Raw genomic sequence first — 12635 nt, 5'->3', positions numbered from 1 at the left:
ATAAGGGAGGAGCTATGATATGGCTAATAAAGAACAATTTGATCATCAATTTAAATCGAGAGGACACACCGGCGAACATAGAAATGGGCGCCTCAGTCAATTTAAGAATCATAATTCCAAAGGGAAAGGCCGGCCTAACGAATATATTAATGAAAATAACGAATAATATATAATAAATATGTCTCAAGATTATTTTGAGGCATATTTTTTTATATATTTCTAAATATATTCCCGTTATTTTCAAGTAAAAAAGTTATTATATAATAAAGGTAGATTTGAAAAAAGTTTTACATAACGCTAATCTTTGGAGAGAAGTTATGGAAAAAAAAATTAACCACAATGAAGTTATGGAAGTTTGTCTCCTTGCCGGCAAGATCATGATGCAATCCGGTGCAGAAACTTATCGGGTTGAAGATACGATGAGGCGCATTGCCGATGCCTTAGGCAATCATCCGTCGCACAGCTATGTAACACCGACAGGCATTGTATTTTCGATCGACGGAGCAGGAACGAAAATTATCGGTATACCAGCGCGTTCAACAGATTTAAAGAAAGTGACGATAGTTAATAGCATTTCGAGGAAAATCAGCAGCGGCGATTTATCGGTAGAAGAAGCTTATCATGCTCTGAAACAAGTAGAAACGGCTAATCTTGCTTACCCGGTTCCAGTGCAAATTGCCGCAGCCGCACTGTCAAGCGGCTGCTTCTTAATTATGTTTCTGGGCGGCTGGCATGATTTTATACCTGCCTGCATAGCGGGGGGATTAGGTTTTTCCGGCCTTATCTATTTTCATCGGCTGGTAGAGCTGAAATTTTTTGCTGAAATTTTAGCCTCTCTAATCATTGGTTTAGTGTCCTTTTTATTTGTTATCACCGGCATCGTTCATCAGTTGGATAAAATTATTATTGCCTCAGTCATGCCCCTTGTTCCCGGCCTATTAATTACGAATGCGGTGCGCGATCTTATGGCGGGCCACTTGGTATCGGGATTAGCCAAGGGGGCAGAGGCTTTTTTGACGGCATTTGCGATTGGAGCGGGCGTCGCTGTTGTTTTGGCGCTTTATTAAAATGAGAGGAGCTCGTATAACATGATCGTAGAACAGATTATCACAAGTTTTATTGCATCGGGCGCCTTTGGCATTATTTTTAATATGCCGCAAAAAAGCTTAGTCAAGTGCGGCCTTGTAGGTATGATAGGCTGGATGGTTTACTATTTATTGTTTAATCATCATGTCAATAACGTGATGGCTTCATTTGCAGCGGCTTTCCTTGTCGCAGCGATCAGCCAAGTTTTTGCGAGACGTTATAAGACGCCGATGATTGTATTCAGCGTTGCCGGCATCATTCCATTAGTTCCGGGCGGTACGGCATATGATGCTATGAGGCATATTGTTGAAAATCAATATAATACAGCGATTCAGCTGGCAACAAGAGCTTTTATGATATCAGGCGCTATTGCTGTTGGTCTTGTTTTTTCCGAAGTCCTCAATCAATTAATCATCAAATTTAAGCAATCGAAACGGTCTAAATCAGCCGGCAGACAATGATTGCAAAAAGTTATGGAAACAAGGGATGATCATAAAAATGAGTCTTTTATCAGCAGAAAATTTATATAAAACATATGGTGAGAAGGTATTATTTGACCATATATCATTTGTTGTCTCAGAACAGCAGCGCATTGGCCTGATCGGTGTTAATGGCACGGGAAAATCGACTTTATTAAAAGTTATTGCCGGCATCGAATCTCCAGATGAGGGCGAGATTCTTCACGCGAACCAGTTTAGCATTGAATACTTGCCCCAGAACCCGGAATTTACCGAAGAGTTAACCGTTCTTGAACAAATCTTTAAGGGCGGCTCCCCGTTAATGCAAGTGTTGAGGGACTATGAACAGGCATTGGCTGATCTTGAAGCTGATCCGGAGAATGCGAAAAAACAAGAAAAGTTTTTAGCGATGCAGCAAAAGATGGACGAAAGTGATGCATGGGATGCCAATACATTAGCTAAAACGATATTAACCAAACTTAATATCACTGATTTTTCACAATCAGTAAAGCATTTATCAGGCGGACAGAAAAAGAGGGTTGCGATTGCCAAGGCGCTGATTCAGCCAGCTGATTTATTAATTTTAGATGAACCGACAAACCATCTGGATAATGAAACCATTGAGTGGCTTGAAGAATACTTAGGGCAATATCCGGGGGCGCTTCTTCTCGTTACGCATGACCGTTATTTCCTAAATCGCGTGACGAACAGGATTTTTGAATTGGATAAAGGAAAGCTTTATACCTACGATGGAAATTATGAGTTGTTTCTGGAGAAAAAGGCGGAAAGGGAAGAAAAAGCAATTTCCGATGAAAGAAAACGCCAAAATCTCTTGCGAAGGGAACTTGCATGGCTTCGGAGAGGCGCTAAAGCGCGGTCTACAAAGCAAAAGGCGCGAATCGGTCGAGTAGAAAAATTACAGCAGCAAAAAAGCCGTGTAACCGAAGGGCAGATAGATATCGCCATTGGATCGTCACGCCTTGGCAACAAGGTGCTGGAGATAGAAGATGTAACGGCGTATTATGAAGGAAAGCCGCTCATTGACCATTTCAGCTATATTGTCACGCCAGGCGAACGGCTTGGAATCATTGGGCCAAACGGCAGCGGGAAGTCAACGCTGTTAAATATACTAGCGGGCCGCACCGAGCCTGATTCAGGGTCCGTTGAAATCGGCCAGACCGTGAAACTCGGCTATTATACCCAAGATAATGATAATATGAATGAGGACTTGCGGGTCATAGAATATATTAAAGAAGCTGCAGAAGTGATTCGAACAGCTGATGGCCAAGTCATTACGGCAGAACAAATGCTGGAACGCTTTCTATTCCCTAGAGAGGCGCAATGGACATATATAAGAAAGCTGTCAGGCGGAGAACGGCGCCGTCTGTATCTATTAAGAACGTTAATGGGAGAACCGAATGTCCTGTTTTTAGATGAGCCGACAAATGATTTAGATACACAAACACTAACCATTCTTGAAGATTATTTAGATCATTTTCCAGGCGTCGTGATTACCGTTTCCCACGACCGCTATTTCTTGGATCGGGTCGTTGATCATCTGATTGCTTTTGAAGGCAATGGCGTTATCCGCCGCTTTGAAGGGAATTATACGGAGTATTTGCAAGTTAGAAACAGAGAAAAGGAAAAGGCTTTGAAAGCGGAACGTTCTAAAGCAAAAGAAGAACCGCAGAAATCGAAAGACAAGAAAGATCGCCCTAAGAAATTATCGTATAAAGATCAGCAGGAATGGCAGCAAATTGAAGATCGCATTGCAGGGCTTGAGGAACAGCTTGCCGCTTTGCAGAAGCAAATTGAAGAGGCGGGCAATGATTTTGATAAGGTCCAAGAACTTTATCAAAAACAGCAGGACGCAGAACAAGAATTGGAACAAGCGATGGAACGTTGGGCAGAACTGTCTCTGCTAGTGGAAGAGATTGAGAACAGCCGATGCTAGGTGTTTTGATTTTTAGATGCGAAAGTTGAATGATGAATGATTGATAGGGCCGTTCAGCATGAAGTGCTGCGGCCTTAACTTTTATTTCAGGGGAACTGAAAAGTTATTTGTTTAAAATAGTTTGATAACTTTATAGTTTTATTCTATATTTAAAGTAAAACAAAATAGGCAGGATAAAAAGACTATGACATTCAAAACAAAATTATACTTAGGATTTGGCATTTTATTCGGGTTATTTATTATCCTACAGGTTATTTTAACCATGATGCTGGATAAGCTTGATGAAAATATGGATGGGATTTCTAAGAATTATCAAATGGTGAAGCTGGCAAACACGATTCAGGAGGAATTGAGCATTTTCAGCATGGATTCCAGAGGTTTGATTGCCAATCCCCCTGAAAAATTCAGATCGGAGTTAATGAATGGGAAATATAATGCTTTAAAAAGGGCAAATTCAGCCATAGAATCTCTGAGAAAACTGGATAGAGAGGAAAAGTCCCAAAAGCTCATTAAAGACTTAAGAATGATGAATAAGACTTTAACCAAAATGGAAAAAAAATCCGATGAACTTTTTGCGACTGGCGATACAGAGGAGCTGACCAAATTATACTGGTATAAAAGCAGCAAAGTCAGAGAGCAAATGACTGAAAAGGCCGATGAACTGCAAAATATTCAAGTGAAAGCAGTGAACAATAAGATCGATCAGTCAAAAAAAACATACAATCTTGCTCTGAAGATGGTATCTATCTATATCATCGCCGGTTTGCTGGCAGGGCTTTTCATAGCTGTCTGGATTCTAAGAAGCATAACGTTCAACCTTAATAAAGTGACTTCTGTTATGTCAAGAGTCAGCTTAGGCGAAAGCGGCAGGCTTCCGCGCATTAAGGTTAATACAAAAGATGAGATCGGGATCATAGGAGAGGCTTTTAATAAAATGGCGGAGTCTATTGAAATGCAGGCGATGCAGGAAAAGAAACTTAAACATTCTGCCGAGGAACAAAGCTGGTTAAAAACAAAGGTCTCAGAAGTTTCCAACATGTACCCCGGCATAGATCATTTAGATACTCTGGCTCATCGTTTTATTATGAAGATCGCTCCAATGGTAGAAGCAAGCTACGGCGTTTTTTATATTAAGGAAGGCAGCGGGGACGAACAATATCTTAAAAAGGCAGCCGCCTATGCCTCAAATAAGCCCCATGATATCGGTATAGAGAAATTTCGCCTCGGAGAAGGGATTATCGGACAATGCGCTATTGATAAAAAAATGCTTGTTCTTAATGATATTCCTGAAAATTATATGAAAGTCACTACCGGTTTAGGCATGGCATCCCCGAAAACTATTATTGTTATGCCTGCGGAATTTGAAGGTGAAGTGCTGGCCGTTGTTGAATTAGCCTCGCTAAAACAATTTACGCCATTGCAAAAAATGCTGCTCGAAGAGGTTATGGGCAATATTGGCATAACAATCAAAAGTATTTTGAGGCAAATGCAGGTAGAGCAATTATTGCAAGACTCACAAGCTTTAACAGAAGAATTGCAGACTCAGTCGGAAGAATTGCAGATGCAGCACGAAGAATTAAGAACCGTTAATGAGCAATTGGAAGAGCAATTTAGGCAATCTGAACAAAAGACGAAGGAACTGGAAGAAGTAAGAGAGATCCTTGAGGATAAGGCAAAGCAGCTGTCACTGAGCTCGCAATACAAGTCGGAATTTTTGGCTAATATGTCCCACGAGTTAAGAACGCCGCTTAACAGTCTATTAATTCTGGCTCAAATGCTCGCTGATAATCCTGAGAAGAACTTAACTGAGAAACAAGTAGAATACGCGAAAACGATTCTTTCATCCGGCAACGACCTTTTGCATTTAATCAATGACATTTTAGATTTAACAAAAGTTCAACAAGGAAAAATTGAGGTTAATCCAGAGGCGTTTGAGTTAACAGAAATAAAGGCATTTGCGGAGAGGCGCTTTATTCATTATGCCAAAAAGAAAGGTATCCGATTTTACGTGGAGCTGGCGTCTGATTTGCCAAAAGTGATGTATACGGACAGCCAGCGTTTGTGCCAAATTTTGAATAATCTGCTGTCAAATGCTTTTAAATTTACTGAAGAGGGTGAAATAACTTTGCGGATTAAAAGGGCCGACAATCAATTGAGTATTAGGAAAGACGATGACTATGCTTCAAGCCCGCTGCTCGCCTTTTCTGTAAACGATACAGGCATCGGGATTCCAAAAGACAAGCAGCGGATTATTTTTGAGGCATTTAAGCAAGCAGATGGAACAACCAGCCGAAAATACGGCGGGACAGGTTTGGGCCTGTCTATCAGTTTAGAGATTGCCCGGTTATTGGGGGGATATATTGACGTTAAAAGCATTGAAGGAAAGGGAAGCACTTTCACTCTATATCTTCCAGACTCTATACATGATAAAGCCGTGACAGAATTATCAATATCCAAGCATGAAGCGGCTGCAACACTTTTGCCGGATGCCAGCCAATCGCCGGAAGCGCCAGTACAAGTGGATGAAATATCACATTATCCTAAAGAAGAGAAAAACCTGCTTAAAGATAAAAAAATATTGATCGTTGATGATGATATGCGCAATATATTTGCCTTAACAACAGTGCTTGAGAATTATCAAGTAAAAGTTGTTTTCGCAGAAAATGGCAAGGGCGGCATCGACGTACTGAAAGAACATCCGGATATTGACCTGATTCTAATGGATATTATGATGCCTGAAATGGATGGATTTGAGGCCATGCGCATCATACGTCAAATTCCTGAATGCTGCAATATCCCGATCATTGCCTTAACTGCGAAGGCTATGAAGCATGACAAACAGCATTGCATTGAGGCTGGAGCCTCTGATTATATCAGCAAGCCAGTAAATATAGAACAGCTGTTATCTATCATCCGGGTATGGCTTTACCAGCAGAAATAGGTGTTATGGTTATGGAGTATTTAGGTAATGAATATACCAGTTTCTTAAGACCTGTCGACAACTTAGAAAATATTGAAATTGCATTGCTGCTTGAAGGGATATACCGCTATTACGGATTTGATTTTAGAAACTATTCCATTCAGTTTATAAAAAGAAGAATTTGGCATCGCATGCGTACGGACAATATAGAAAACATTTCAGGATTGCAGGAAAGGGTGTTTCATGATCCCAAAATGATGGAAAAATTGCTGTCTGACCTTTCTATTAATGTGACTGAGATGTTCCGGGATCCGAGCTTTTTTTCTTCATTTAGAACCAAAGTTGTTCCGATTCTTAGAGACTATCCTTTTATAAGAATTTGGCATGCAGGCTGTTCGACAGGAGAAGAAGTTTATTCAATGGCCATTCTCTTATATGAAGAGGGGCTATACGAAAAAACAAGAATATACGCGACCGATATAAATGGAAGCGTCATAAAAAGCGCTCAAAAAGGGCTATTCCCTTTAAACAGAATGAAAAAATATACGAAAAATTACCTTGAAGCGGGCGGAACAAGGTCCTTCTCAGAATATTATATTGTCAAACATGAGCACGCTTCGTTTCATCCATTTTTAGCAAAAAATATTGCCTTTGCCCAGCATAATTTGGTTTCGGATCAATCCTTTAATGAATTTCATGTGATCATCTGCAGAAACGCCTTGATTTATTTTAATAAGTTATTGCAAAGCCGTGTCCATCAGCTGCTCTATGACAGCTTATCCTTATCGGGGATTCTTGGCTTGGGAAGCAAAGAAAGCATACAATTCAGCGGCATTGCAAATTATTATGAGGAAGTTGATTCAGTTGAAAAAATTTACAGAAAAATCAAATGAATATATTTCAAGTCAAATCAATGAACATATTTCCGCTAAGGGAGCCACACGGTCAGAGGCCAATCATGAAGAAAATAATATTTTAATTGTTGATGATCATCCGGAAAATCTGTTAGCTTTAGAAGCTGTGCTTAAATCTGAAAATTATCGTTTAGTCAAGGCTTATTCTGGGGAAGAAGCATTAAAATACGTTTTGAAACAAGAATTTGCCGTGATTTTATTAGATGTGCAAATGCCGGGCCTCAATGGGTTTGAAACAGCCCGGCTCATTAAGAAAAGGGAAAAGTCAAAGCACATACCTATTATATTCATCACAGCTATTAACCAAACAATAGAGTCTGTTTTGCAAGGTTATAACGTTGGCGCTATTGACTATATTTTCAAGCCGTTTCATCCCGAAGAATTAAAATTAAAGGTTCAAGAGTTTGTGAAAATCCACCAAAGCATGAAGCGGGAAAAACAGAACAGCCTTCTTAAGATTAAGGAAATCAATGAAGAGTTAAATCGGAAAAATTTTGATTTGCGCAAGAATGAGGTTTTATCAAAGGTTATTGGCGAAACGCTGTTAGATGCCATTGTCACCTTTGACAGCCAAGGTTATATTTTATCTGTTAACCCTTCTGTAAAGCATATGTTCGGCTATAAAATGAATGAATTGCCGGGGCACCATGTGATTAACCTTCTTCCGGATATCAAGGATATTAATGGAGATCAGCGCTTAATCATGAAAGACCGTTTTAAAAATATGAAGAATAAAGTGATTGAGACTGAAGCCCTTAGCAAAGCCGGGCAAAGATTTCCCGTCGATATTCAGATCGGAGAAGCAACGGTAGAGGATGAGCATATTTTTGTATGTTCTATTCGAGACATCACTGAACGGAAAGAATTAGAAAAGGAACGGAAACACCAATATAAGATTTTGGAAGGGCTGGTAGAAGAGCGAACTCGGGAACTTATGCGAACTAATAAAAAGCTTCAGAGTGAAATTCTAGAAAGAAAGAAAACAGCAGAGCATCTCCGTATTTCCCGGGAACTATTTTATAAGATATTTCAGTCTAGTCCTTGTATGATCGCCATCCGTTCAAAAGAAGACGGCAGATACATAGATGTTAATAAGAGCTGGCTTCAATATACAGGCTATGATTACAGCGAAGTCAAAAATCAAACATCCCATATTTTGAAGATTGAAGAAGAAGATCAGAGCGGCAGGCCGCATGGGAACCGTAGCTTAGATACAGAGGAGTCTATTCATAATAAAAAGATTCATTATCTGACCAAATCCGGTGAATTAAAGGAAGGGCTTCTGTCCACAGAAGCTATCGACATAGACGGCGAAAGGTGCATACTGAGTACGATAACGGATATAACAGAGCGTATGCAATTGGAAAAAGAAATGGCGCGCCTGGATCGTCTGAATTTAATCGGAGAAATGGCTGCCGGCATTGCCCATGAAATAAGAAATCCTATGACAACAGTTCAAGGTTTTTTGGAATTATCAAAAGGCGACCCCGAAAATATATCTATACAATATATTGATTTGATGTTAGACGAGTTAAAAAGGGCCAATGCCATTATTTCAGAGTTTCTTAATTTGGCTAAAAATAAGGCGACAAATAAAATGCCCAAACAGCTCAATGACATTGTTAAAGCATTATACCCATTGATTCAAGCAGAAGCTGTTCTTGCCGACATGTCAGTCACTCTTGATTTAAACGACTGTCCTGAGCTTTATTTGGATGAAAAGGAGATTCGCCAGTTAATTCTCAACTTATCCATGAATGGTTTGGAATCGATGTCTCCTGGAGGAATGCTGACGATCAGGACGTATGCGGAAAAACAGTCTGTTATATTAGAAGTAAGTGATCAAGGGTCTGGAGTAGATCAAGAAATTATTGATAAGATCGGCACCCCTTTCTTTACGACAAAGGAGATGGGGACGGGGTTAGGGTTAGCTATCTGTTACAGCGTAGCGAATCGGCATCATGCTGATATAGATCTGAAATCGAGCGATAAGGGGACGTCCTTTTTTATCCGTTTTAACAACATCGTTTATAAAAAGTAAAGGTGGAGGGTACAGGCCCTCCACTTTTTATGAATAGAGGATGGCTTGCCAAAATGAGTTCTAATTTTCTGCCTGTGGCGGCAAGGGACTTCGTTTTTGGCTCCTGTTCACCGATGATATAAATTGCTTCAGGCCTATGCGTTGATTGTTTTAAATAAGCAGCGGTAAGGTTTGCCGAGGCAAGGGCTTCATCTTCAGCGCAGGTATGCCCAAATGATTTAATTTAATCTTGTTTCCTAAGTAAAGTGTACCATCAAGGTCGAAAATAAATGCATAAGGTTTACGAAACACGATGCATATATTCCTTTACATGATTAATCATACTTAACATCCTCTGATTTGAAGTGTTAAGGAAAAGTTAAGACCATAAACCCCATAGGGATTCGATAACCGCCAAATGATTAAGTTTAATTAATGTGATGATAAGGGTATAGAAGTACGTAGGAAAATTCAGCACCAGGAGATATGTAATGGAAAACAAACCAAAACACGCCAACACATCCATGGGATCTTATGACGCCGTTCCATGGCATTTTAGGCTATGCCTGCATGCCCATCCGCCATAGGCTTCAATACATACAATATACGGCGCAAAAGCGTTCAATATGAATGAAACTTTCACTGTTTATAGACACAGAATAAGATAGAGATTTATAAGATAAACTATAGGAGCAATAAAAACAGTGAAGTGTAATGAGCAGCAAAAAAATTGCAGGAAAGAATATTTGATATTTTAGAAAAAATAATGCTGATCGCATGACATGGACAAGAAAAGTATGTTAAGGTAATAAACGTTATTTAGCAGGAGCCGAATGCAAATTTTTGACAAGAATGCGTTGAATTATTCATCTAATCAGCGTGTCCTATGGCTAGAAAGGAGATGGTTCATTTGCATTCGAAAAAAAGAAAGAAAAAGAATTATGTTGAGGACGCCGGGTTTACGCCCTTTCATGCTCGGCTTACATTATATTCCTCAGGCGGTCCTTTTTTAGATGGATATATCTTAAGTATCATTGGAATCGCCCTTACACAAATTACACCTCAGCTCCATTTAAATGCGGTATGGAGCGGATTAATCGGCGCTTCTGCTTTATTAGGTATATTCATCGGCGGATTTTTCGGGTATCTTACCGATAAAATTGGCAGACAACTCATGTACACCCTCGACTTTATCGTTTTAATCGTTGCTTCTATTTTACAATTCTGGGTTCAAAACGGCGCGGAATTATTCATCTTAAGGCTCATTTTAGGTATAGCTGTCGGTGCTGACTATCCGATTGCGACATCGCTGTTAGCTGAATTTGCACCGCGTAAACACCGCGGAGCTATGCTCGGCGTCACACTTTTTGGATATTACGTTGGTTCGACAGTAAGTTATCTTGTCGGTGAATGGATGCTGCGGTTTGGACCGGATGCTTGGCGTTGGATGCTTGCCAGCAGTGCCATTCCGGCGATCATTCTTGTCCTTTTAAGGCTCGGTACACCGGAGTCTCCTCGCTGGCTATTAAATCAGGGGCGGAAGAAAGAAGCGGATAAAGTTGTTAAGCAAGTTTATGGTGAAAAGGCTTCGATTGACGAAATTGTTCCGCCGGGTTCTGAAGTCGAGGAAACCAGTTTCAAAAAACTATTTTCTCCTGGTTATTTCAAACGAATTATGTATATTGGCCTTTTTGAGACGTTTCAAGTGGCCCCGTTATTTGCGATGTTGACATTCGGACCTGAGATGCTGAAGTCATATCATCTATTTGAAGGTTCTACCGGCTTAGGATCGGCAATCATCAGCTTCCTATTCCTGCTTGGCTGTGTGCCGGCATTATTGCTTGTTAATAAAATGGGCCGCCGCCCGATGATGATAACAAGCTTCGCAGGCATGACGGCAGGTATCTTGCTGCTCGGCTTGTTCCCGCGCGGACCAGTCGCTTTCATTGTTATCGGCTTTGTCCTCTACGCTATCTTTTCCGGAGGGCCCAATGTCATGGACTGGCTTGCGCCAAATGAATTATTCCCTACGGAAGTGCGGGGGACCGCTGTTGGCGTAGCTACTTCTATGAGCCGTGTCGGGGCGTTCTTCGGTACTTACTTATTCCCGATTGGGCTGCAAGATCTCGGGATTGGACCAACCATGATTATCGGAGCCATTGTTACCTTTGCCGGATTACTTGTTTGTATCTTTATGGCCGAAGAAACTAAGAACCAAACATTGAATGAAGCAAGTTCGGTTGAATAAATATGGGATATTTTGATAATAAACGCATCTGTAACCTCTGGATTACAGGTGCGTTTATATTTTATGCGCAGGGACTTTTTACAGGTATAATGAGGAAATTAGGATAAAAGGGTATCAGCAGCAGAAACAGTATTGCCTAAACTATAAAATAAACGGGTACGATATTAAAAAATGATCTGAGTACAAACTTTGCAGGAAGTGGACATTAAACTCTATGTGGGTCGTATCTTAAAGCGGCATGAATTTAGTGAAACGGCCCGAGATCAATGAACTTTTTGCTAATATAAATAATAAGAACTTCGCAATCATCAGACATTATCTATAAAGGGGAAGATATAAATGTATAGGGTCATGATCGTAGAAGATGATTTAAATATTTCAGAGCTGTTAAGCACCCATATAGAAAAGTATGGATATGAAGTAACAATAGCTGAAGACTTTGAGGATATTTTAAGTTTATTTAAGAAATCCAAGCCGCATATTGTTTTGATGGATGTTAACTTACCCATGTTTGATGGTTACTATTGGTGCCGAAAAATCAGGCAGATATCGACTTGTCCGATTATTTTTATTTCCGCTCGTTTGGGAGAGATGGATCAAGTTATGGCAATTGAAAGCGGTGCTGATGATTACATTACAAAGCCGTTTTACTATGATGTTGTTAAAGCGAAAATTAAAGGGCAATTAAGGCGGGCATACGGCAGCTATGCGCCGAATGCGGAAGAAAGGATCCTGGAAGTAGAGGGGCTTAGTCTATATCCTGAACGGCTGGAGCTTTGCTTTAATGATGAATGTGTGACGTTAACCAAAAAAGAATCCATTTTAGCAGATTTGCTGCTGTCGAAGCATCCTAAGGCGGTCAGCCGGGAAATGATGCTGTCAAAGCTGTGGGATGATGAAAGCTTCGTTGAAGAAAATACATTAAATGTTAATATCGCCAGGCTGAGAAAGAAATTTGAGGATTTGAACATCAAAAATGCCGTTGAGACAGTTCGCGGGCTGGGTTACCGTTTGAACATATCATGGAGGGAATAA

General features: G+C 40.3%; 10 protein-coding genes. 9 read left to right on the top strand and 1 reads right to left on the bottom strand.

Translation table 11 applies throughout. From position 1 onward, the window contains the following. Positions 1-19 precede the first annotated feature (19 nt). The 7 genes from JOD45_RS08265 to JOD45_RS08235 all read left to right on the top strand — a co-directional run bounded on the left by JOD45_RS08265 (position 20) and on the right by JOD45_RS08235 (position 9373). Positions 20-166, top strand: a complete 147-nt coding sequence (locus JOD45_RS08265) for a hypothetical protein (RefSeq protein ID WP_205003424.1) — start codon at positions 20-22, stop codon at positions 164-166. A gap of 151 nt (positions 167-317) precedes the next feature. Beyond that, the gene (locus JOD45_RS08260) at positions 318-1067 is read left to right on the top strand and encodes a threonine/serine exporter family protein (protein ID WP_205003423.1); all 750 of its coding nucleotides are present in this window, start codon (positions 318-320) and stop codon (positions 1065-1067) included. Positions 1068-1088: 21 nt separating this feature from the next. Next, positions 1089-1547, top strand: a complete 459-nt coding sequence (locus tag JOD45_RS08255; RefSeq protein WP_205003422.1) for a threonine/serine exporter family protein — start codon at positions 1089-1091, stop codon at positions 1545-1547. A 37-nt stretch (positions 1548-1584) separates the two neighbouring features. Continuing rightward, the gene (locus JOD45_RS08250; RefSeq protein WP_205003421.1) at positions 1585-3498 is read left to right on the top strand and encodes an ABC-F family ATP-binding cassette domain-containing protein; all 1914 of its coding nucleotides are present in this window, start codon (positions 1585-1587) and stop codon (positions 3496-3498) included. A gap of 184 nt (positions 3499-3682) precedes the next feature. Next, positions 3683-6439, top strand: coding sequence for a hybrid sensor histidine kinase/response regulator (locus tag JOD45_RS08245; protein ID WP_205003420.1), 2757 nt, complete (start codon positions 3683-3685; stop codon positions 6437-6439). An 11-nt stretch (positions 6440-6450) separates the two neighbouring features. After that, positions 6451-7311, top strand: coding sequence for a CheR family methyltransferase (locus JOD45_RS08240; protein WP_380896894.1), 861 nt, complete (start codon positions 6451-6453; stop codon positions 7309-7311). Beyond that, the gene (locus tag JOD45_RS08235) at positions 7283-9373 is read left to right on the top strand and encodes a PAS domain S-box protein (RefSeq protein ID WP_205003419.1); all 2091 of its coding nucleotides are present in this window, start codon (positions 7283-7285) and stop codon (positions 9371-9373) included. Before JOD45_RS08240 ends, JOD45_RS08235 begins: the two co-directional genes overlap by 29 nt. 150 nt (positions 9374-9523) lie before the next feature. Here the strand turns inward: JOD45_RS08235 and JOD45_RS08230 are convergent, their stop codons facing one another. Next, entirely contained in the window at positions 9524-9664 is a 141-nt protein-coding gene (locus JOD45_RS08230) for a hypothetical protein (RefSeq protein WP_205003418.1), read from the bottom strand. Between the two features lie 574 nt (positions 9665-10238). Between JOD45_RS08230 and JOD45_RS08225 the strand changes: the two genes are divergently transcribed. Then, positions 10239-11600, top strand: coding sequence for an MFS transporter (locus tag JOD45_RS08225; protein ID WP_239549162.1), 1362 nt, complete (start codon positions 10239-10241; stop codon positions 11598-11600). Positions 11601-11939: 339 nt separating this feature from the next. Further along, complete coding sequence (locus JOD45_RS08220) at positions 11940-12635, top strand: response regulator transcription factor (RefSeq protein WP_205003417.1); 696 nt, start codon at positions 11940-11942, stop codon at positions 12633-12635.

Origin of the sequence: Scopulibacillus daqui (assembly GCF_016908855.1) — a bacterium.
Lineage (GTDB): Bacteria > Bacillota > Bacilli > Bacillales > Sporolactobacillaceae > Scopulibacillus_A > Scopulibacillus_A daqui.
This window is presented reverse-complemented; position numbering and strand designations above follow the sequence as displayed.

Coding starts and splice junctions, on each gene's coding strand:
- JOD45_RS08265 (WP_205003424.1), top strand. CDS start 20: ATGGCTAATAAAGAACAATTTGATCATCAATTTAAATCGAGAGGACAC.
- JOD45_RS08240 (WP_380896894.1), top strand. CDS start 6,451: ATGGAGTATTTAGGTAATGAATATACCAGTTTCTTAAGACCTGTCGAC.
- JOD45_RS08225 (WP_239549162.1), top strand. CDS start 10,239: ATGGCTAGAAAGGAGATGGTTCATTTGCATTCGAAAAAAAGAAAGAAA.
- JOD45_RS08260 (WP_205003423.1), top strand. CDS start 318: ATGGAAAAAAAAATTAACCACAATGAAGTTATGGAAGTTTGTCTCCTT.
- JOD45_RS08220 (WP_205003417.1), top strand. CDS start 11,940: ATGTATAGGGTCATGATCGTAGAAGATGATTTAAATATTTCAGAGCTG.
- JOD45_RS08245 (WP_205003420.1), top strand. CDS start 3,683: ATGACATTCAAAACAAAATTATACTTAGGATTTGGCATTTTATTCGGG.
- JOD45_RS08255 (WP_205003422.1), top strand. CDS start 1,089: ATGATCGTAGAACAGATTATCACAAGTTTTATTGCATCGGGCGCCTTT.
- JOD45_RS08250 (WP_205003421.1), top strand. CDS start 1,585: ATGAGTCTTTTATCAGCAGAAAATTTATATAAAACATATGGTGAGAAG.